Genomic DNA, 22,283 nt, shown 5'->3' on the forward strand with positions numbered 1-22,283 from the left:
CGAAAACAGCGGGGAGCGCAATTCAGAAAACGGTTGCATTTAACAGGGAGGTCCCTGTACACCAACCAGAGGCAAGTTTGCCAGCAGCGTGCCGCACATGCTTGAACGGTTCCCCCGCGGACCTGTTCGGCAACGAGCTTGGCCAGCGCGGCGGAAGCGAGCCGGCCGCGTCGCGAATCGGCGCCGCTCGTGAGGATGATGGCCAAGCGCGCGCCGAGCACGAGTCCGGCTGCATCCGCTCCGCTGAAGACCATCAATTGCTTGTCGTCCATGTCCTGCTCTTCACTTTCGCAAGACGTAGGTGCCTGGCGCATCGGCGATGATCGGCATGTCGGCATCGGGCAAGCCGATGGGCGGCGGCGCGACGCGGCTGGCTGAAGAATGCTCGTTGAGCCATTCGTTCCATGCGGGCCACCAGGAACCATTGCGGTGGTCGGCGGCGGCGAGCCACTCGTCGGGGCCGATACTCATCTCGGCGGCGGCGGCGAACTTGATCCGGAACTGGCGGTGCGTGTGTCCCGGCTCGCTGACGATGCCTGCGTTGTGGCCGCCGCTCGCCAGCACGAAGGTGACACGTCGGGGTGGTCGTCCTTTTTGGCGGGATGAGGATCACGACATGTCTGTGACCAGTGGTTCCAGAACCTTGTCCGCGGGTGCCCGCGGGCTGCTGCCCCGTCAGAGCTTCTCGATGAAAGTGTGCGTCGGCGCATAGCAGGGTACGGCTACCGCACGGTTATCGAACACGTCGACGCCTACAGTGTTGTAGGCCGAAGGTGAAAAGACCAGAAAGTCCTTGTCACGTAGAAAGCCCCATCGACACAGCAGTCACATGAACAGCCGATAGGGATATGCATGCCCCGGAAGGTCTGGAACATTGGCGATGGTCCGTGCGAGCTTTTGCGAATAACGAAGGGTCACCGGCACTGGGTCGTACAGCGCGTCGTTGTTCCAATCCATTTTGGTTAGCGCGAGGGTTTCAAGCGCCGCCACTTCCAGTGGACCGCTGCCCCCGTGCCGGATGATGTTGAGCGGGCGTGGGATGCTCTTGCTTCCCTGGAAAAACAAAGCCCCGCTAAGCGGGGTAATCGTCCTTTTCGTGCATGTATGGCGCTTTGGTCGAAAAAATCTATTTATCAAGATGTTGTGCGGTATCCGTTTGTCCGACCGACATGTCGTCGCGGACCCTTGTTGGGAGCGGCGCTGAAGGATGCAACCGCCAGATCTCGCCGCGATTCGCACGTACCCGAGCCGCTAGTGCAGAGCGCGATCGTCACGAAGCACAAACCGCTGTCGTAGCTGAACACGATCGACTGCGCGGAAAATCTTGACCCGTTCCTCTGCAACCCTCTGCCCGCAGCGCGCTGGCTCGGGCGGTGCTACACGTCGACTCACCCGGTACGCGCCCGGCAAACTACAGTCCGTGACGGCGCGGCGCGGATGGAGTAGGATTAAATCCTATTGAAAGAGGAGGGTCGCCATGCGCACCACCCAGCAAATGAGCATCACGCTCCCGAACGAGATGGCTGACGGCATACGGCAGCGGGTCGCCAGCGGCGCCTATGCGACCGAATCGGAAGTGATCCGTGACGCGCTTCGCGCGCTCGCTGCACGCGACCGGGCAGTCGACGCGTGGCTGCGCGAGACCGTCGTGCCGGCGGCCGACGCGCTCGAGGCGGATCCGTCGCGCGCGCTGTCGGCCGCCGACGTCCGCGCGTCGCTAGCTAAACGCCGAGCGTCGTCGCGTTGAGCGGCCCGGACTACCAGGTCGTCTTCTCCCCGGAGGCGCTCGACCAACTGGCCGCGCTCGAGGACGCGATCGCGGCCGCCGGCGCGCCGCGCACCTCGGCCGACTTCGTCGACGCGATCGTCACCTTCTGCGAGCAACTCTCGCGCTTCCCGGCCCGCGGCGTGCCGCGCGACGACCTGCTCGCCGGCCTGCGCGTCACGCATTACCGCGGTCGCACCGTGATCGCGTATCGGATCAGCGGTGACCAGGTCGCGATCCTCGGGGTCTACTACGGCGGCCAAGATTACGTCGCGGATTTTCGCACCAGTTTCGACGATTGAGCCGCCGACGCCTCGCGAAGTACCATGCGCGACTCATGGGGGAGAACTGAACCCCTTACGGTGATTAGCGGATACCGGTAAGACACTGACGGCGTCTTACCAGACGCGCCACTCCATTCTCGCACGCGGCTGATTGTCCGCCGGGACTTTGCACGTGCAAAGGTGACAGCCTGGTTACACGCGCATTGCAGACCCGTCAATCACGACGCCGGCGCTCAAGACGCTCACGGCAGTCGCCTCAAAATGAATGCGACCCCAAAATATCGATAGATATACCTATGTCAAATTTTATATTCGGCCGCTTTCACCCACCTTCCCGCGTCGAAACCCGTCGCTAACCGCGACCGACACACCCCAAATCCGACGGATCTTCGTACTGCGGCTTGCTCGTCACATGAAGTGACGAGCAAGCCGGGCTTTTGTCGAAAAAAGCGCCCGACACGTTAGCTGGACACCACTTGCTACGACGTGTCGCAGACGCCAGATTTTGCGCGATTCGGACAATTCCCTCTTTCCGGCAAAATACAAGGATCTTCCATCTGCGACACGCACCATGCCACGTTCGTTCAGGCCGACCTCGGAACAGTACGCGATCGTCAATGCCGCAAGTCGCGGCGGCAACCTGAAAATCAAGGCCTATGCCGGCGCGGGAAAGACGTCGACGCTACGACTGGTATCCGATCATCTCGCCGGCAAGCGCGGCAGTTATCTCGCGTTCAACCGGGAAATCGCGGACCATGCCCGTCGGGCATTTCCATCGAATGTCCAATCGCGCACAATGCACTCGCTCGCCTATGCATCCGTAACGGCGGCCCTGCGCAACCGGATGAAGCTCCAGCTCGAGGCACCGCACGAACTCGCTCTGCGCTATCGGCTTGGCCCGATCAGAGTCCCCAATGCCAACGGCAAGCCCGTCGAAGTCACGCCGTTCGAGATAGGCCAAATGATTGCCGATGGCCTCGGCATGTATTGTCGCTCCGCGCAACTGCGTCCGGAGGCCGGTCATATTCCTGTCGACGAAAAGATCGATGACAAGGCGGCCGCCTCGCTGCGCGAATGGTTGCTTCCATATGTCGTGCGGCTGTGGGATGAGAGCACCGATCCACATGGGCGCGGCGCCGTTTCGCCAGATGTGCTGCTGAAAGTCTGGGCGCACTCGGAACCATGCGTCGAGGCAGACTTCATTCTGTTTGACGAGGCGCAAGATAGTGATGGCGTCATGCTGTCTGTACTCGGCCGTCAGCATCATGCACAAATCATCTACGTCGGCGATCCCTACCAGCAAATCTATGAGTGGCGCGGCGCGGTCAACGCGATGGCACGGATTGCCGCCCCCGAGTATGCGCTCACCGAGTCGTTCCGCTTCGGGCCGACGTTGGCGACACTTGCCAGTCGTATCCTTGCTTTGCTTGGCGAGGCGACACCCATACGTGGTCAGGACAACATCGGCTCGATCATGGTGGAGGATCCGGGCATCTCACCGCCAGTCGACGCGATTTTGTGCCGCAAGAACGTCACGGCGATCTGGCAATTGGCCGCCGGGCTTGAAGCCGGTCATAAACCGGCGATCCGGATGAGTCCGGCGGAGATCGAGGCGTTCGCAGATGGCGCGGACCAATTACTCGCAGGCCGGCGAGCATTTCGCCCAGCCGCCTTTTCGCTTTTCGAGTCGTGGAAGGATGCGCAGTCGTTTGCCCGCAGCGCCGTGGGGAGCGATCTGCTACCGATCGTGCAGATCGTCGATGAGTGCGGGACTGGCTATCTGCGCGCGCTGGCACGACGCGTCACGCCTGAGACAGGCGCCGACTACGTGATCTCGACGATCCACCGCGCGAAAGGACTCGAGTGGAAACGCGTGAAGGTCGCGAACGATTTCCGCTTCAAACTGGTCGACGGTCGCCTGACGTTAGACGAAGATGAAATGCGATTGCTGTACGTGGCGGTGACGCGCGCAAGGCATCTTCTCGATATCTCGGCGCTGCGTGATGAGCTTCTGCGTCTGTTTACGCAGCGCCGTTGAACCGGGCACGCGTGAGCGAAGATTTTGACAACGGCGCTTGGCGCTTCTCCAACTTGCGCGACAAAAAAGCCTGTATTAGTCTTTTACCAACCGGGTACCGCTGATTCTGCCCACCTTCTCACCGTTCGGTATAAACAGTGAGACTGGTGAGTGTGCATTTATGGACTCGGTTCAATTCGCCTGGTTGGTTCCGGGAATCAGTGTCCTGGCCGAAGTACTCGGCACGGTCGGACTGAAATTTTCGTCCGGCTTCACCACTCCGCCCCCTCCCTCTTCACCGTCGTCTGCCATTCCTGCACGGTTTGGCTCATGGCCGTTGGGACTTTGCACGTCGATGTCGGCGTGGCATATGCCACGTTTTTCCATGGCGGCGTATGCGCCATAACCGGTCTCGCCTGATTGACAGACGGCAGATTGCCTTCGCAATAACCGCACGAGTGACATTATGAAATCCGAAAACGCCTGGGCCGCAGCTCTCGTGGGGGTAACCGTACTGTGGGGCTGGTCGTTTGTTGCCATACACGAGTCGCTGCAGGTGCTGAGCGCCTCGGCATTCAATGCATATCGGTTTCTAATCGGCGCGGCCGTGATGTTCATCGCTTTGTTGCGTCGCAAGGGCAAGATCGACTGGCGGGAGACGTCACGCGGCGTGCTGCCAGGATTCGTGTTGTTCCTCGCGTTCGCATTTCAGACAGCGGGCATCGCATTCACGACCGCGTCGAATGCCAGCTTTATCACGGGCCTTGCGGTTATCTTCGCTCCCGTGTTCGCGTTCTGGCTGCTTCAAATCAGGCCGAATCGACAGCAAATCATCGGCGCCATCGTCGCGGCGATCGGGCTCGCATTGCTGACGGTACAGGATCTTTCAGTGCACACCGGCAATATGCTCGTGGTCGGTTGCGCCGTGTTCACCGCCCTGCACATCGTCGTGCTCTCGAAGCGAAGCAAGGAAGCCGATGTCGAGCTACTCGCATTCGTTCAGGTTCTAGTCGTCGGGCTTCTGTCGTTGGGGTGGTCGCTCGCGACGCGGCAGTTTTCGGTCCCCCACGCACCACAAGCGATATGGACCGCCGTCATCGTCGGCATCGGTGGCACGGCCATCGGCTATTTCGTGCAAACAAAAGCACAGGTCGAATCGCCTCCGAGCCGCATCGCACTCATTCTGGTGCTGGAGCCGGTATTCGGCGGGCTATTCGGATACCTCATTGGCGGGGACCGGCTCAGCGCTGTCAATCTTGTTGGTGCCGCCATGATCCTGCTGGCGATGATCGTGACGGAATATCGTCCTCGCCTACGCATTGTGCCGAATTGATGTACCGGTTGTTTCGAGGCAACCGGCTTTGCGTTAGCGGCACGAATACACATAAATGAAAATGCATATCCAACGATCACCCCAACGCAACCAGCCGCTCCAGTGTGTCTACGGTAAGGTCCGGATAGCCCTCGGCATGAGGCATGGCATGATCGGCGGCTTGCGCGACGCGCGGACGCGCCGCGGGCGGCAAGACCTCCAGCGCGGCCTCAACCCAATCCGCATTGCGCTCAAGTGTCGCCGCGAGCATCACAACCGCCTGCTGCAGATCCTTGTTCGATTTCACGCCCAATGCGGCTGGCCGCAGCGTGCTCACAACGAGCTTGTGCAACGCAAAGCGCGCGGGCGCCGGAACGCGTACCGGCACAATGTGATCCTTACCCAGCACATATCCCGAGTCTGCTTCCGAAATGAGAAAGTCGAAGTACGGCAGGCCGATCGCATGGGCCTTCAGCCCGGGCAATTCCTTGGTTTCGTAATTCTCTGAACCCGGTACCAGAAGATCGACCTTGAGCATTGACCCGCGGCGCTTGTACGACGTTGCGGGTTGCTTGGGATGAAGCCCAGGCATCTCGAGGAATGGAAGCCCGGTGTCCTTGAGTACATCCAGAAGGCTGCGATCCTCCGAAATGGCCAGTGCCACCGGAGAAGCCGCACCGCTATCGATGTCGTTCGTCTGGTAGTCCGCGGCCAGTTTGACCCCCAGGCCGTTCAGCAACGCACCAAAGGCGTGCGAGCCGACGAGGACCGCCCCTTGCTTGAACAGACCCGCGTTGAAGATCGACGCGATGGTGAGCGCCGAGGAATTGTCCGCGACCGCGAACCTGGCTGTTCGTAGCGTCTTCACCGACTCCGCCAACGCACGCGCTTCCGCGCTCTCGCTACGCTTCTGGTCTAGCTTGGCGAGCGTGTCCGGAGCATCCGTCACCCCGAGAATTTCGTCAGCGCGCTGCCCATCGGCCCTATAGACGCGCCAATAAGTGTAGTCGTTGCCTTTGACCGTCTTGTATGACGCCGTGCCGGGCGTATGCAGCGAGATATGCGTCTGCCCAGCGGCGGACTCGATCAAAGAGGCGTACAGCGTTTGCAGCGCATCGGGATGGTAGGTCAGCATGGTCGCATCGGAGTTGCCCACTAAGTTCATATATTAGTGGGTAACCGCTGCTCTGAAAAGGCGGGCGCGCGACTCAAGTTACCCACCACAATATAATATTAGTGGGTAACCCATCCACGCTAACGTTTTTCTCGCGCTCCCCTCAACCCGTCCAGCACCAAGGCGTCCGGCTGACGTGCGCTTCCAAAGATTCGCCGGCAGGCATGATCGTCCGGAATCCGACGAACGAAGCTGACGCACGGAAAGCTTTTCCCATCTACGTGAAATTATTTCGCAATATCGTCGAAATACATTTGTAATTTCAATCGTGAAAGATATGCGCGGATTCACAACCTCCAAAGTCGACCGTGACTCGCCATACCAAACGCCAGATTGGCGCGTATTCGCTCCTCCTGCTTTCCACCGCGCTCTCTCTGGCCTCCTACGGCAGCGATAACGGCCGGCAGTCAACGCCCCGGCACCCCCACAAGCCGTCGCCTTCCTGACCTACGTGGACGGCCTGCCCGGCGCCACGAAGCAGCTCGCCCAACTGCCGGCGGCCGACTACAGCACACAAACCTTCGTCGACACACGTTGATCGCGCGCCGATCGAGTCTCGGGCGTGCCTGAACCGCGCATCGATCGAGGCTCGATGGCGTCACTCGGCTCGCACCTGCTCCCGAGCCTTGGCATCCGCCAAGGCTCTTTTTTGCCTTGCCTCAGACCCATCAACCGGATCACCACCTCATGGAAAAGACGACGCCCCAGCATCAGAACCTTGTTGCCGCCGACGATACCGGCGATACCGGCGCGCCCGCCAGCGTGCCGGACATCCGCAGACGCAGCCTGCTTAAAGCAGGCTTCAGCGCGTCGCTGCTGCCTATCGGCGGCAGTGTGCTGCTCGCCGGCTGCGGCGGCGGCGACGACGGCAGCACGGGCACCGGCGCTCAGTTGCCGGCTCAGCCCACGCCCCAGCCGGGTGCGTCGAAGGCCGTCTCCAGCTTCGCACTGGCCGTGCTGCCCGACACCCAGTTCTATGCCCGGTATGCCACCGTCGCCGAGAACCGGCAGTTCATCCGCAAATACGGCAGCGAGCCGTTCCGCGCGCAGACCCAATGGGTGGCGAGCAACGCCGCGACGCTGAACATCCCGTTCCTCATCCACCTTGGCGACGTGGTCGACCAGCAGAGCAAGGAAGCGCAGTGGATGGTGGCCGACAGCGCGATGCAGGTGCTGGAAAACGCCAAGGTGCCCTACTCGATTCTCGCCGGCAACCACGACGTGATGCTCGATCGCGACTACGTCGACGCCAGCAGCCAGGCAAGCGCGACCGACAAGCAGCGCGACCTGGCGAAGGAACCGTACCTGCAGTGGTTCGGCACGGCACGCGCGAAGCGCCAGGCCACCTTCGGCGGGCGCGATCCCAGCGGCTTCCACGAATACCACGTGTTCACCGCCGAAGGGCAGAAGTTCCTGGTGCTGTCGCTGTCCTGGCGCATTTCCGACGACGGTCTCGCGTGGGCCAACAAGGTCATCCGGGACAACCCCACGCTGCCCGTGATCCTGGTCAACCACCAGCTCCTCAACATCGACAAGGACGGCGTCAGCCCGCTAGAGGTGCCCTACGGCAAGATGCTGTGGGACAAGCTGATCCAGAACAACGACCAGATCTTCATGACGCTGAACGGCCACTACCACGGCGCCGCGCGGCTCACCAAGACCAACGCATACGGCAACCCTGTCGAGCAGATGGTGGTGGACTATCAGATGGCCTACCAGGGCGGCAACGGCCTGATGCGCCTGTACGAGTTCGACCTGAGCAACAACCAGATCAAGGTGCTGTCCTTCTCCCCGTGGGTGCCGCAGAAACCTGTGGACACGCTGAATACCTTCGACCAGGCGGTATTGGCGGCACCGAACGAACAGTTCGTCATCCAGATTGATTTCGCGAAGCGCTTCGCGCGGTTCAACAAGGGCTTCCAGGCCGGCACGCCCTCGCATACCTCGCTGGTGGACAAGGCCAGCGCCATGATCCTGGCCAACTACAAGGACCCGGAGGCTACAGCGCAGAAGCCGGCGGCCGACCCGGAAGACTATCCGCACGTGGCCGGCACGCTGGCGCACTGGCGCTTCTTCGGCGGCACTGCGGGCCAGGCCGTGAAGGTGGGCGACACCGTGGCCGACCAGACCGGCCGGAACCCCATCCGCCGTGCCGCGCTCAACGTGGACGGCGTGTCCGGCGCCCAACTCGACGACCTCGTCTGGTCCGACGACCGCCACCGACTGTCGGCCGCGCCCGGTTCGGTGCAGTTCCGCAACACGGACAAGAACGTACCGCGCCTGAGCTATTTCCTGACTGACGCCGCCGCGCCGATCAACGCCGAAACCCTGGCCAACGGCTATACCGTCGAAGCCTTCGTCAAGATCGACAAGGACTGGAGCGCCGGCAAGCACGCATGGATGAACATCATGTCGCGTGACGGCAAGCGCGGCGACCTGCCCGGCTTCATCGGCGGCGACCCGGAATCGCCGCCGATGCTGTTTGCCGTCTCCAGCCTGCGCGAGATCCAGTGGGAAGTGGTGCCCGTGCAGAGCGGCAACCGCGATGCCAAGACCAACTGGTCCGGGGAGATCATCGCGGACAAATGGGTGCATGTCGCCCTCGTCAGCGACAACAGCGCGAAGGAAACCATCCTCTATATCGAAGGCGCCCCGGTGCTGCGCAACGCGAGCAACGCCCCCGGCGTGGATACGCTGGGCGCCACCATGCGCTGGGTCATCGGCGGGGGTTCATGGGACGGCAGCCGCGCGGACGGCTTCTTCGGCAACCTCGGCGAGGTCCGCGTGGTCGGCAAGCCGCTGAAGCCGGCGGAGTGGCTCACGGCGCGCCGGAGTTGAGGTACCGGCCGGATGGCCGCCGGGGGGCGGTCGTCCGGCGTGGTGCGACGCGATGGGGGAACAACATTTCCGTTTAAGCCCGCGACGACAACGCGCGGCCATGCTGTTCGAGCAGTAACCCTTTACGACTTGGCGGGCCGGCCGGTTTTCACCGTCTCGACCGCTTCGACAGCAGCGAGCAAGCGCTTGGTCGCCGCCGCTTCGAGCATGATCAGACCCGCGCGCAGGATCTCGCTCTTCTTCACCGCAACGCCGGCTTCAAGGCACTTCTGCTTCAAGACGGCGATCTTCTCGTAGTCCTGTTTCGGCATCGTGAAGCTGTCTCGCACGACCTTCGGCTTTTTCGGCCGCTTCGCCTTGGTCTCCGCCGTCGATTCTGCCGGCGCTTTCGGCGCTTTCTTTACTGCTTTGGTCTTGGCGGGCTTGACCTCAACGGTCGGCGCAACGGCTGCCGATTCTGGCGCATCGCTTTGAGCTGCCGGCGCTTTCGGCGCCTTCTTTACTGCCTTGGTCTTGGCGGGCTTGGCGGGCTTGACCTCAGCGGCTGCGGATTCTGGCGCGTCGTTTTGAGCTGCCGGCTCTTGAACTGCTTCGGCGGCGCTGCCGGTGCTTTTCGGAAAGGGAAAGGCTTCTGTTGTCGGCGGGGTTGCGGTTTGTGTATTCATGCGTCTCTCCGGATAGGTAACGGTATAAACAGTATATACGGTTTTATCCGGGCGGCAGCCGCAACCGCTCGACAACTTGTACGTCTGCCCTTCTGGCCAGTCGCGACGCGCTTCAAATCGATTCAACGCATCAGCGGAACACATGCCGCCGGCGGCCTGAAGCAAAAAGCGACCGCCGGCGCGTTCATCGTCATCACTCCGACGAGCGGTCACCCGAATCGCCTTCCCGGGTGGTCTCGAGGCCCGGAAGGACCTTTGTGCCTTCACGCCGAACGGCGACCAACTTGTCCGGATCGAGGCCGAGCGCCTTCAGAATGGTCGGCGCCACTTGCATGTTGGTCACCGGCGTATCGACGGTCTTTTGTTTCAGCTTCGGATTGGAGACCACCAGCAGCGTATTTGTATCGTCAGCGGCAAAGCCGCCGTGCTCGGCCTGCTTTTTGGCGCTCGCGCTGTAAATCGTGCCCGGTATCGGCTGGATGATCAGATCAGGGACACGGCCCTTCGCGGGATCGCCCCAGATCGCCTTCAAGGCCGCGTCGTGATAGAGGGTCTGGATGTGGGTGGAATTGCCGCTGGCCTGGTCAGTTTCGAGGATCGAGACTGCCTTGGCCGTATCGCCGTGGCTCTGCAGCCATATGAGCGATACGTCATCGGCCGTCTCCTGCGCGACCGCTGCGCCGCTGTTGTTGAGCAGGTCGCCGGGATCGACCACGTCGGCGGTCGCATAGGCGTTCGACGAGCCTTTGAGCATGTGCAGCGTCTTCACGTCGATCGGCGACTGGCCGTGCTTCGCTCCAACGATAATCAGCGTCGAACGCAGCAGGTGGCTCGCCTCGAGCGCGTCGACCATCCGGCCCAGAGACGCATCGACGAAGTCCAGCGATTGCTGCAGCGGCAGTGTCGGGGTTGCCGCTGCGTCGACATAGCCGCCACGCGTCGTCGACGCGCCTTCCATGGCCTTCGTGACCTTCTGGCCGACGCTGACCGCCTGGAAGTTCATGCCGAAGATCGCGGGCACACCGACATGCTTCGTCCCGGTCTGGTCCAGCCCATTGATCCAGTTCAGCACGACCTGGACCTTGAAGCCGTCGTAGGCGCGCGTATAGGTCGGGTCGGTCGTCCAGTCGGCATCCGCGGGTGCGCTCGGAAAACCATTGGCTATCAACGAATTCGAGTTGATCTCGGGTGCGTAGAGTTCATCCAGCCCCTGCCCCGACGGCCCGTTGAGGATCTCGTAGGCCGGGTGCTTGTCCGACCATGCGGTGCGTCGGCCCGACTCATGAATGACCTCGAAGATCGTGTTCGTGTGGTTCTTGAGGTACAGATGAGGCCAGACCTTCTCGCAGCCGCTGGCGGTCTTGCGCAGCGCGAGGTTCGCCGGATTGATATGCGGATTGCGCTTGTCGAACGTTACGCCGGCAGGCGCCGATCCGCCGTCCAGCTGCGCGAGAGTCCAGTCGAGTGCCTCGAAGTTGCTCACTTCCGTGCCAGGCTTGCCGGTGCAATTGCTGCCCGGGGGGAACAGCGTAGCGTCGTAGGTATCGTCATAGAAGACGCCATGGCTCAGAGGGCTGCCGCCGGTTGCAAAGGCCAGAAGCCCCGGAAACGAGTCCGAGGGCCTGGAGGTCGAAGCATGCGTGTACTCCACGCCATGTTTGACCAGCTTTGCGAAGGTGGATCCCGGTTTTTTGTTGATGTAATTGACCAGATCGACCTGATGCATCCCGTCCACACTGATCAGTAACACGCGCGTGTATTGCTGGCCGTGATCGCCATCGCGGCCACTATCCTCCGCTGTCGCCACCATGCTCGCGAATGCCAGCACGCTAGCGCTGAATATGGCACTGGCCCTTGCCCACTTCCTGATCTCGTCCATTTTTCACCTCGTCATTTGAATTGGGAACACTCGCTCCCTGAATGAGATAAGTATCGGGACGAGAAAATACTGTGAACGATTTCTTTCGTTTATCTTCTCGTGAGGCTGGAAGGTGCGTGTGGATTGGGTTCGTTAGAGTGTAATAATTTGTATCGGAGAGTGATCTTTTAAGAGCCGGATAAAAACAGCAGCCCTCCATACAAGAGACAATTGATTTATATCAAATTATATTTGTATTCCTAATTATGAATTGCTTTGGTTATTCCGAGAATCGTCTGCTTATAAAAGCAGTCCGCCGCGCCGGATGGGAAAAGCGTCGACGGGACGAACCGGGCGTCGCCTGACGATGAATCACACGGCGTTCAACCGGGTGATCGGAATGGATTGACCACCCACCGCCTAGTCCGAGTTGAACCCGACCCGCGTCATCTCCCCCCAGGACTTGTCCTTGCGCAGGAACTGCCACCAGCCGAGCATGCGCCAGAAGCTGTTCAGCTGACGATAGCCAAAATTCTCGATCATGGCCGCCAGCGCCAGCCGCAGCAAGTCGCCCAAGCGCGGGAACGGTTGCGTCGCAAGCTCGGCCAACACGAGCGACGACACGCTGAGAAACATGCCAAACAGAAACACCAGCGAAAGGAACGCATCGAAGTACGAGATATTGATCCAGCCGAGCGCCCAGAAGGCCGGCAACAGCATATAGCCCGACAGTTCGGCGAGCGGCCCGAGCACATCGACGATCAGGATCTGCCCCATGCCGAGCCAGCCGATACGGCCGTATCGGGACCGGAACAGCATGTCGCGCTGCTTGAAGAACACTTCCAGCGCACCACGCTGCCAGCGGCAGCGCTGCCCCTTCAGCACGCGCAGCGATTCCGGCGCTTCCGTCCAGCAGATCGGATCGGTCAGGAACGCGATGTTGTACGGTCGGCGCTGATCCCGCATATGGCGATGTATCTTGATCACCAGATCGAGATCCTCGCCGATCGTATCCGTTCCAAAGCCACCGACCTGCACGGCCACGTCACGCCGGAACAGGCCGAACGCCCCCGAAATCAGCATCAGCGTGTCCACGCCACTCCACGCGACGCGCGCCATCAGGAACGCGCGCAGATATTCGATGGACTGCACGAGCGGCAGGAAGCGCCGCGGCGCGCGTATCTCGACGACCCGTCCGCTCTGAATGCGGCACCCGTTCACCACACGCACCACGCCGCCGACCGCGACCGTGCGTTGCGGCTGCTCGACGAAGGGCCGGACGATGCGCAACAGCGCGTCGGACTCCAGCAGCGAGTCCGAGTCGATCGCGCAGAACAGCGGCGCGCGCGCCAGGTTGATCCCGGCGTTCATCGCGTCCGCCTTGCCGCCGTTTTCCTTGTCGATGACGAGCAGGTTCGGATGGACGCGCGACACATAGATGCCGCGAATCGGCTTGTGCGTGACGACCGCATCGAACGTGCGCCGGGTCGGCGTCAGCTCGAACGCGTCGATCAGGACGCCGAGCGTATTGTCTGTCGAGCCGTCGTTGATGACGATCACTTCGGTCAGCGGATACTCGAGCGCGAACAGCGCCTTCACGCAGTCGACGATCCCCAGCTCCTCGTTGTAGGCCGGCGCCAGCAACGCGATCGGCGGGGCGCTCGCGCCATAGCGGCGCCAGAGCTGGATACCCCCGCTGTTGGTGCCCGGACGGATCATGCCGCCGACCGCCGCGACGATCTGGAACAGGTACAGCGCGTTCTGCAATACGTTGACGGTCAATATGACGATCACGATGGCATGCACGATCACGGACACGATGTCATTCGCGCTCACGTTGCAATCTCCTTGCGCTCTAGCAACGTCAACGCAGCGACGTCGCGCGCCGCAGACGGCCCGCCCTGCGCCGTGCGCTCCAGTATCCGGTAGCCGCGCTCGCCTTCCATCGCGAGGGCCTCCGCCGCCCGGAACCGGACCCACCAGCTGGCGTCGCTCAACAGTGTCTCGATCTCGCCGTCGAGTGCTTCGATATTGATCTTTCCCACCGCTTCGACGGCCGCCACCCGGACATACCACACGTCATCCTGCAGCAGCGCCGCGAGCGACGACGCGCCGAGCGGATGATGCAACTGGCCCAGCGCGCGCGCCGCCGCCACCCGCACGTCGGGCTGCCGCGATCGCGTGGCGTCCGTGAAAACGGGAATCAGCGCGTAGTCGCCGGACGCAGCCAGCGCACGAATGGCCACGCTGCGAAGCCGCGGCAGCACCTGATCGTCCGCGGCGAGCGCAATCAGATCCGACATCTGATGGCTCGCCAGACGCTCGAACAGCTCCTGGGTCAGCATCGAGTCGGACAATCCGCCGAGCTTGTCGATGACCTGCTTCAACGGCACGTGAAGCCCCCGTCGTGCGAGCGCCCAGGCGGCCGCAAGACATACCGTGGCCTTGCGGTCGTCGAGTGCGCCAGTCAACGCGCGGGCCGATGCGTCATCTTCAAACAACGCGAGCGACTCCGCCGCGCGCCGTCGTATCCCCGATCTCCGCCGCCGCAAGTCGCGCACCATGCGCGCCTCCAGCCCCAACCGGCTCGCCAGTTGTATCAGCCGCGCATGCTCGTCGCCGAGCAACTGGCCAGCCAGCCTGAGGACGAGCGACGTCACCAGCGCCGGGTTACGGTGCGCGACGCGTTCGATCCCGGCGACGCTCGCTTCAGGATCGTCGAGCCAGAGGATCAGCTCGTGCGACAGCGCCGCGGCCAGTTTCGTATCGCGCGACGCCAGCCATCCGCGCACTGCATGGGCGAGCAGCAGCATCCCGAGCATCAGCACCGAGATGGCACTGAGCGCGAGTGAGGTGGTCTGGATCCATTCGAGCATCGGCGCGTCCGCTCAGAATTTCACGGTCATGCCGAGCCCGACCACGTTGCGGTCGTAAAGGTTTGGCCGCAACTCGCGCGCCGCCGACACGTTGATCGCGAGCGAATCGCTGACGTCGAATACGGCCCCCGCATAGAACGCACGGGTCCTGACGGTCACGCCCTGGTCCGACTCCGGTGCATCGGCGAACCCTGCCAGCAGACGCAGCCAGCGCCACGCCTGCCAGTCCGCGCGCAGCGTGTACCCGGTCAGATACCGGTTTCGTTCGTCCAGCGTGTTGACCCATTTCGCCGTGACCCACAGCGTGTCGTCGCCGAGATACTGGATCGCGCCAACGCTGCCGGACCAGATCCGCGCAGTGTCGTAGCGGGCGTAACGCATATCGAGCGTCGCGAAAGTCGACCGCTTGCCGGCCACGGGATCGAGTCGCCATTGCACGCCGGTTCCGGCCGCCACTTTGGGCAGAATCGATGCGTCGGGCGTGCCGCCGCCATAAACGTAGACGCTCAACCGGTCGGAATACCGATGATCGAGCCTCAGCTCGGAATAGACGTTGGTCGTATCGAATCGGTGGCTCACATCCGAACCGGCGGCGATCACGTTGCGGTCGTCGATCGAATACGCGAGACGCACGGAGCCTTCCTTCCAGGCCGGCGAGCCGTTCGACAAGTGGCTGTAGGCGCCGCCGACATCCAGACGGAATCGCTGGTGATCCGGCAGCATCGCGCGTTGCGACGCGACAGAATCGGGCGCCAACGTGGCTGCCTCGCGATAGGCCGCGCGTGCGTCGTCGTCGCGCCATTGCGCGCGCAAGCTGTCGCCGAGGCCGATCAATGCGGACGCGTCGCCCGTTTGCTCGTGCGCGAGTGCGCGATACTCCGACTCGCTGTCCCGGGCGTCGCCCTTGGCGAGCAGCAGGTTCGCGTGCAACTCGCGTGCTTCGGCATCATGCGGGGCATCGCGCAACACGATATCGACCTGCGCAAGCGCCGTATCGATGTCGCCGCGACGCCTGGCGATCCGGGCGAGCGCGAGACGCGCATCCTTGTAACCGGGCGCCAGCGACAGGACGCGCTGAAACAGCGCGGCTGCGTCGTTGTCGCGCCCTTTCGCCATCAGCACGAGGCCTTCCTGCAGCAGCACGTCGACATTGTCCGGCGCGGCGGCCGCCGCGCGCGACAGCAGATCGAGCGCTTCGTCCATGCGCCCGGCCAGTCGCGCCTGCACGCCGGCCTGATACAGACCGGCAATGTCCGTCGCGGAAAGGGCCGGCCCGCTCTGGGCGACAGCCGCCGGCAGGCAGCCGCAGGCCAGCAGGGCCGTGAGCGCGCAACGGCCTGCGAATGGAACCCTCACCATCAGGTGCGCTCCGGCGGGGCAACGATGCGTGCAATGCGGGACTGCAGCTCGCTGAGCGAGAACGGTTTTCTCAGGTAGTCTTCCACGCCCCACCGGAATGCATTGACGACATCGGTTTCCAGCTTGCGCCCGGTAATCATGATGACGGGCGTATGCGCGAGCGCCCCGTCCTGATTCATCTTGCGCAGCAGCGCAAAACCGTCGAGGCGCGGCATCATCACATCCAGCAACGCCATCGACGGCCGCTGCTCGCGTATGAGTTCGTACGCGGCCTCGCCATCGGACGCCGACAGCACCCTGTAACCCCAGGTCGAGAGTTTGTGCTCGAGCAGCTCACGCAGGAGCGCGTCGTCTTCAGCAATCAGAATCGTTGGCAAATCCGACATTTCCGTTTCCCGGACCTTGGCTGTTGGAGGGCTGCCCGCTGGCGGCGGGACGCGATGGAGTGACGTTGCGCATTGCCGGTCGATGACGCTTGCTCAACGATCCAGCAGCCCGTGGAACGCGATGCCGGCATAGTTCGGCCATGCGCGAAACACGGGTTGCAGGCTGGCGGAGACGGTCAACAGACGATCGGGATCGCCGAGGAAACTCACCTTGTCTGCATCGATTCGTTCGCGGCTCTTCTCGACATAGCCGACGCCCCGCGCCAGCGTGGCGGCGCGATCGAGGCGCACGGCAACCATCTTGCCGTCCTCGGGCACCAGCCACAGGGTGCCCGCGCCGCCGCGCGGCACGGGCGCATAGGTCTGCGTCCACTCGTCCTGCATCGGACCGTTTTCCAGCGCGACGCTGACCGGAAAATTGCGCGTTGCGCCCCACGCCAGCAAAGGCGCCGCCACGCGCTGCACGTGCGCGGCATCGGTGCGATACGCCATGACGGTCAGCGACTGCGCGGCGCGACCGATCCGGTCAAGCACCTCGTTGCCGCCCGGCGCGTCGAGCAGCCAGAACGGCAGGACCGTATCGAGCGGCAGTGCCGCTGCGTCGCCGAGCGCGGCGACGGTCGTGCCCCACGCATGCATCACCGCCTGCGGCTCCGTACGATACGCGGGCAATTGATACGGTTCGATGTCGTATTGAACGCCACCCAGCCGCGTCGGCTCCGTCGACGCGCGCTGATATTGTTCGATCGCCCGCAAGCGCGCGACCGCTTGTTCCCGCCCCTTCTCCGTGACCATTTCCGGATCGCCTTCGACGGCCCAGATCTGGATGCCGGCGTCGTGTGCGCGTGCCACGAAATCCCGCAACGCGTCGGCGCCGGTCACCTGATCGTCGGCGATCGGCAACGCGACGTAGAGGCGCGACACCTTGTATCGCACCGCGTCCGCTAGCAAGTCGCGGCCGCCGTCTTCCCATCGGCTGCGTTGCCACACCCACGCGGCACGTCCGCCTTCCGCCGCCGCTGTGCGCGGCGCGACGTGCACATCGCTCAGGTCGAGGCGCCCGCCTTCGGACGGGCACACCAGCACGAGGTCTTGATCGACGTTCTCTGTCCCGGCCGGCAAGGTCGCCAAGTCGATCCTGCCGTGCACCTCGTCAGTGCCTACCGCTTGCTGCAGCGGGTACAGCGCGCCGGGATCGCGCCCGGCCGCCACCATTCCCCACTGAAAACCGGCGCTCCCCTTGCCGGCCAGCACGACGTCGCCAGCAGCGACACGCGGCCATCGCGCGTCGCGTCGCGCCAGAACGACGCCGGCCGGCTGCCGGCCAGGCCGGCAGGCGATCGCGATCGCGTCACCTTCGCGATTGCGGCTCGCGCTTGCCCGCTCTTCCTGTCCGAACGGCCGGATCGTGAAGTCGCGCAAAAGCCGCGTGTTGAACATCAGCATGTCGGGTTTGACCGGATCACCGGGCGAGGTCGGTCCGATCGCCGTCGGCACGAATCGTTTGTCGTCGACGATGCCCGACACCGCGATGCGGGCATCGGCCGTCGTTCCCACCGGCGACAGCCACGCGGACCACTGCAGTTGCGCGTCCTTCGGCAGTTCCAGCTCGAAACAGTGGGAGGAGGACGCGATCGCCCGCCCTTTTTCGTCAAAACACTGCAGCCGGCTTGTCTGGGCGTGCGCGGACGCGGATACCGTAACAGCCACCATCGCAGCAACCCGCAGCATGATTGAAAACTTCATTCGTCCTACGATTCGAAATTCGCCGATTCGATGACTGATACGAGGGGGATTCATCTTTCATTGCCGAAAGCCGGACAGCCGCTCCCGGAGCGCGCCCGTTCCTTGGTACCCCCGATGACCATGTGGATTGCAGCGCAACCGACTTTCGCAAATCATCCGACAAATGGAGCAGCCACAAAAACCGTTCACTCAGGACGACATACCGTCGCCGGAGCGGCGTATTTTCGCTCAATGGCGAGGGGCTTGAACAGTCTCGATTTGCGAGAGTTAACAGTTGTGTAAAGATGCGCCGGCAGACTCAACGGCGAAAGATCCACAGCCCGTATCCGGGCCCGTCGCCTTCGCGCTTCTTTCCCTTCGAGGTCCGTTTCAGGTCGATGGTGGCCGGGTCCGGCCATCCGAACGTCTCGAACATGCGTTCCGAAATCGCAATGAACGAGCGATCCTTTCGGTATCCTGACATCGCGAAAAACGCCAGCAGCAACGCGGCGAACAGCACCGAGATGCCGGTGAAGACCAGCTGGTAGGACAGCGACTGCTCCGGCATCTTCACGAAAAACGCATAGGCCATTGCGGCAGCCCAGAGGGTCAGGATTGTCAGGCAGATGCGTGTCGACTTCCCGATATACGCGCGCTTTCCGATCGTACAGTGCGGATAGACCGCGATCAGCCCGTCGTCGACCCGGCGTACGGCAAAGCACGTCGCACCGGTCGCGGACTGCTCCGCCACCACCTCGACCTCGTCGTTCTCGCGGAACGGGCAGCGCCACAACCATCCGTCGACATGGACGTCGCCGATATCGAACGATACCTTGTCGACTTCCTCGTTACTGTTCCCGGCAGAAATGGCAACGGCGGTTGCCAGCCCCGTCATGCCGGCGAGCCCGATCGCCACGGCGCCAACACCGGTCGCAACCTTGTCGGCCTCGGTACGCATGAAGTCACGCGTGGTCTTCGTGCGCCGCAGGTTCTGCACACGACCACGCAACAGCACGGCTTGCGTCGTTTGATTCTGCATATTCGGTTACCCATTATCCGTGGTCGCTCGAGCACCCCTTCGCCCCTTTCATCACGCGGTGATAACACCGGCACCCGAGCCCACTCGTTGCTTCACATCGATTCCTTGCCCGCTCGCCGACCGGCGAATCGCTCAACGCACGCCGGCCAGCGCCTTGCCGAAATCCTCGACCTGCTTCCTGACTTCCCGATCGGCATAGAGCGGAACACTGTGCTCGATAAAGAAGTCCTTCTCCCGCCCCGTTCCGAACGCGCAACGGGTACACCAGGCCTCCAGCACGTTCGGCGTGAAATACCAGATCAATCCTTGCACGACGAACAACACAACCGTTGCCTCCCAGCCAAGCAGCATGCCCACCGCGCGGAAGGCTGCAAAGGCAGCCGCGCGCTCGGTCAGCCCTTCCACGATCCCGACGATCACCTGCGTGCCATAGCGGCTCGCCACTTTCTTCAACAACGGGCCCGACTTGCCGATGGAGCTGATGAGCACGGCCGAGCCCGTCGCCGTCCCGGCCGCCACCTTGATCGATGTCAGGAAAAACACCGTGCCCTGCCGCTTCGCAAAGCTGTCGCCAGCCGTCTTGGCGTCCATCCAGGCGCCGATGAAGGCACCCGCGGCGCCCAGCCCGCCACCGACCAGCTTCCATGCCTGCGACCGGACAGACGTCTTCAGCGTCGCATAGAAAGGCGCCATGCTGACATCGATGAGTGCAGAGCACAGCGTCGCGCCCGAGCTGACCAGGTTGAGGTTGGTGTTTTCGTCGTGCGGCGTCACCATCAGCTTGTAGAAACTCACCGCTTCGAGGAGGCCCGATACGACGGTCACACGCGCCGAGCGCAACTGCGCATTGCCCTCCTCGGTCAGCTTGAGCTGATTCCAGGCTTCGTAGAGTGCGCGCGTCGGGGACGTCTTGCCCATCCCGCCGAGCGCTTCCTCAGCCTGGATAAACCCGTGCGCGACCCGCATCCTGTTCAGCACTTCCTTGCGGCTCAGCCCTTCCAGTTCGGCCTGCTTCCTGACGAGATTGAGCGTGTCGAGATCGCTGATGCCGGCGCGCTGCAGGAACAGCGTCTGGACGATCTTCTCGCCGACGAAATCCGCACCCTGGTTCACGCGAAATTTCTTGAAAATCGAGTCGCCGGCCGTCATCGCAATCTGATCGACCTCGAGACGCTTGAGCAGCGCGCCGATCGGCGTGATTTTCTTTGCATCCTTTTCGACGGCAAGATCGGCCAGCTTCTTGTAATAGCCGACGATCGTCTTGATCTTCGACGCGACCGCCGCAACCTTCTCCACGTTGCCCTGCAGGGGCGTCTCCTGGTCCTTTTTCGCGTCCTGCAGAATCTGCGTCAGCTGCACGCGCCCGTCCTTCTGATTCATCGCGACCGCGCGCCAGATGAGGCTTTCCATCTTCGTCGCGTCGAGCAGCGACACGAGCGCATCGACGAGGTGGCGGCCCTTGGGCGACGAATTCAGGCCGAAGATCGCCGTGCCGACGGCCACCTCATAGGCCATGCCGTCGAAAAAGTCCGATTCGTGACAGTCATCGAGCGTCGCAAACCACAGCTTCGCCTTCAGCCAGTTCCCGACGTCATCCGTGCGCGCCTCCTGCAGCGCCTGGACCTTGCCCTGTATCTCCGCATACTTGGTGCGGAACGCGTCGATTTCGTTGCGCTTGAGCTTGTCTTCGTATCGCGGCCACGCGTTGTCATGCGCATCCTTCAGGCGCTTGCTCTTCGTCCGGTTGATGTCCGCGATCGTCGCATCGGTTTTCTGGCGCCACGCCTGCCGCTCCGCATCCGACCGGAACGACTGCACCTGCGCCACATAAGGGCCGCCCAGTCCGTTCTTCGCGAGATAGTCGTAGTCGTCCGCGGTCTGCAGATAGCGGGTGCGTTCGGCACCGGCCGGCATCGAAGCCGCACGCTGCCGCAGCGATTTCGCGCTGTCCGTCAGGCCGCCCGTGGTCGCCTTGCCCGTTTCGGACTGGAAACGCGTCTCGCTGTCGACCGCGCCATGCTCGAGCGTCTCCTTGGCCGTGTCGATGTCGCGCAGCGCCGTGATCTGCAGCGCGCGCTCGATGACATACTTGTCGAGCCACGATACGGCATCGTTACGGAAGCCGTTGAGTTCGTGCGTGATGCCGACCGCATCCCACAGGGCCAGCATCATCGGCTGGCACGGCTTGCCTGCGGACACCGAACTCGCCTGCGCAGTCGCGACGAGTTGCGCGGATGCCGCCTTGTTCCAGATCCCCTGACGCACGGCCCATGCATAGCGGGTCGTACACAGGTTCAGCACGTTGTCGCGACAGGCGCCCGTTGCGCCGCGGCTGACCTCCGGACGAAAGTCGTACGGCAGCGCGCTGACTTCGAGCGGCGTTTCCCCGACGGTCCCCGCATACTCGATCACGTGCTGAAGGTTCGCCGCGGTCAACGGCGCGAGATGCGGGCCGGATTTCGGGGAACTGACCCATGCCGCCGGCTCGATGGCCTGCATGCGCTTTTCGCGCAAACCCGCCGCCTCCGGGCTATTGGCGCCGTACCGCTTCACCGTCGCGTCGCTCCACGGCCGCTCGCTGAACGCGACCCACACCGTGCCGCAGTCCTGTGGTTTCTCGATCACCACGTACTGCACGCGCAGCGCGTTGTGCCCGGTGCGCGCGCAGGCTTTCGGCGCTTCCGCGCTTCTCGCGGCGGCCGGGTCGAGCCGCTTCGTGAGGCTGCCGTCCTGCGCGCACGCGTAGACCTCCCAATAGAATTTGCCGCGCGGCCCGCGCTCGTACAGGAAGTAGACGAAACCTTCGCGCAACTGGCGCAGCGCGTACTTGCTCTCGGTCAGCTTCACGTCCTTGATGCCGGTTCCGCTGAACGGCCCCATATCAGGCGCCGTGAACGCCTTCGGCACGACGGCATAGCGCGGCATATACACCGCCAGGCCCTGAAGCTTGCAGACATCACAACGATCGTCGGTTCCCGCCATGTT

Annotated in this window: 15 protein-coding genes and 2 pseudogenes; 5 read left to right on the forward strand and 12 right to left on the reverse strand. The window is 62.9% G+C overall.

The window, feature by feature from the left end; genetic code table 11:
* Window positions 1-98 precede the first annotated feature (98 nt).
* A pseudogene (locus tag G3N94_RS13285) lies at window positions 99-275 on the reverse strand (enoyl-CoA hydratase); the annotation flags it as partial.
* Window positions 276-282: 7 nt separating this feature from the next.
* Window positions 283-573, reverse strand: a pseudogene (locus G3N94_RS13290) (poly-beta-hydroxybutyrate polymerase); the annotation flags it as partial.
* A 904-nt stretch (window positions 574-1,477) separates the two neighbouring features.
* On the opposite strand from G3N94_RS13290, the gene G3N94_RS13295 reads away from it, so the two are divergent.
* The 4 genes from G3N94_RS13295 (at window position 1,478) to G3N94_RS13310 (ending at window position 5,399) form a co-directional block, all read left to right on the forward strand.
* Entirely contained in the window at window positions 1,478-1,747 is a 270-nt protein-coding gene (locus tag G3N94_RS13295) for a type II toxin-antitoxin system ParD family antitoxin (RefSeq protein ID WP_205792845.1), read from the forward strand.
* Window positions 1,744-2,067, forward strand: a complete 324-nt coding sequence (locus G3N94_RS13300) for a type II toxin-antitoxin system RelE/ParE family toxin (RefSeq protein ID WP_205792846.1) — start codon at window positions 1,744-1,746, stop codon at window positions 2,065-2,067. The genes G3N94_RS13295 and G3N94_RS13300 overlap by 4 nt, the downstream gene beginning before the upstream one ends.
* A gap of 553 nt (window positions 2,068-2,620) precedes the next feature.
* Window positions 2,621-4,087 (forward strand): 3'-5' exonuclease, encoded by a 1,467-nt coding sequence (locus G3N94_RS13305; RefSeq protein WP_205792874.1) that lies wholly within the window; start codon window positions 2,621-2,623, stop codon window positions 4,085-4,087.
* Between the two features lie 445 nt (window positions 4,088-4,532).
* The gene (locus G3N94_RS13310; RefSeq protein WP_205792847.1) at window positions 4,533-5,399 is read left to right on the forward strand and encodes a DMT family transporter; all 867 of its coding nucleotides are present in this window, start codon (window positions 4,533-4,535) and stop codon (window positions 5,397-5,399) included.
* Between the two features lie 76 nt (window positions 5,400-5,475).
* Here G3N94_RS13310 and G3N94_RS13315 read toward each other — a convergent pair whose 3' ends face one another.
* On the reverse strand, window positions 5,476-6,513 hold the full coding sequence (locus tag G3N94_RS13315; RefSeq protein ID WP_205792848.1) for a GSU2403 family nucleotidyltransferase fold protein: 1,038 nt from the start codon (window positions 6,511-6,513) through the stop codon (window positions 5,476-5,478).
* Between the two features lie 726 nt (window positions 6,514-7,239).
* On the opposite strand from G3N94_RS13315, the gene G3N94_RS13320 reads away from it, so the two are divergent.
* Window positions 7,240-9,390, forward strand: a complete 2,151-nt coding sequence (locus G3N94_RS13320) for a LamG-like jellyroll fold domain-containing protein (protein ID WP_205792849.1) — start codon at window positions 7,240-7,242, stop codon at window positions 9,388-9,390.
* 122 nt (window positions 9,391-9,512) lie between these two features.
* Here the strand turns inward: G3N94_RS13320 and G3N94_RS13325 are convergent, their stop codons facing one another.
* The 9 genes from G3N94_RS13325 to G3N94_RS13365 all read right to left on the reverse strand — a co-directional run bounded on the left by G3N94_RS13325 (window position 9,513) and on the right by G3N94_RS13365 (window position 22,280).
* Window positions 9,513-10,055: a hypothetical protein gene (locus tag G3N94_RS13325; protein WP_205792850.1), complete on the reverse strand. Its 543-nt coding sequence runs from the start codon at window positions 10,053-10,055 to the stop codon at window positions 9,513-9,515.
* A gap of 193 nt (window positions 10,056-10,248) precedes the next feature.
* Entirely contained in the window at window positions 10,249-11,934 is a 1,686-nt protein-coding gene (locus G3N94_RS13330; RefSeq protein ID WP_205792851.1) for an alkaline phosphatase family protein, read from the reverse strand.
* A 399-nt stretch (window positions 11,935-12,333) separates the two neighbouring features.
* On the reverse strand, window positions 12,334-13,749 hold the full coding sequence (locus tag G3N94_RS13335) for a glycosyltransferase family 2 protein (RefSeq protein WP_205792852.1): 1,416 nt from the start codon (window positions 13,747-13,749) through the stop codon (window positions 12,334-12,336).
* Window positions 13,746-14,789 (reverse strand): HEAT repeat domain-containing protein, encoded by a 1,044-nt coding sequence (locus G3N94_RS13340; RefSeq protein ID WP_205792853.1) that lies wholly within the window; start codon window positions 14,787-14,789, stop codon window positions 13,746-13,748. The genes G3N94_RS13335 and G3N94_RS13340 overlap by 4 nt, the downstream gene beginning before the upstream one ends.
* 12 nt (window positions 14,790-14,801) lie before the next feature.
* Window positions 14,802-16,148 carry a YaiO family outer membrane beta-barrel protein gene (locus G3N94_RS13345; RefSeq protein WP_205792854.1) on the reverse strand — a complete coding sequence of 449 codons (1,347 nt, stop codon included), beginning with the start codon at window positions 16,146-16,148 and terminating at the stop codon, window positions 14,802-14,804.
* Window positions 16,148-16,534, reverse strand: coding sequence for a response regulator (locus G3N94_RS13350; RefSeq protein ID WP_205792855.1), 387 nt, complete (start codon window positions 16,532-16,534; stop codon window positions 16,148-16,150). Before G3N94_RS13350 ends, G3N94_RS13345 begins: the two co-directional genes overlap by 1 nt.
* A 93-nt stretch (window positions 16,535-16,627) precedes the next feature.
* Window positions 16,628-18,280, reverse strand: a complete 1,653-nt coding sequence (locus G3N94_RS13355) for a hypothetical protein (protein ID WP_205792856.1) — start codon at window positions 18,278-18,280, stop codon at window positions 16,628-16,630.
* Window positions 18,281-18,578: 298 nt separating this feature from the next.
* On the reverse strand, window positions 18,579-19,298 hold the full coding sequence (locus G3N94_RS13360) for a putative type VI secretion system effector (protein ID WP_277398537.1): 720 nt from the start codon (window positions 19,296-19,298) through the stop codon (window positions 18,579-18,581).
* Window positions 19,299-19,430: 132 nt separating this feature from the next.
* Window positions 19,431-22,280, reverse strand: coding sequence for a T6SS effector BTH_I2691 family protein (locus G3N94_RS13365; RefSeq protein ID WP_205792858.1), 2,850 nt, complete (start codon window positions 22,278-22,280; stop codon window positions 19,431-19,433).
* Between the last annotated feature and the right edge of the window lie 3 nt (window positions 22,281-22,283).

Source organism: Burkholderia sp. Ac-20353 (assembly GCF_017104785.1).
Taxonomy (GTDB): Bacteria; Pseudomonadota; Gammaproteobacteria; order Burkholderiales; family Burkholderiaceae; genus Burkholderia.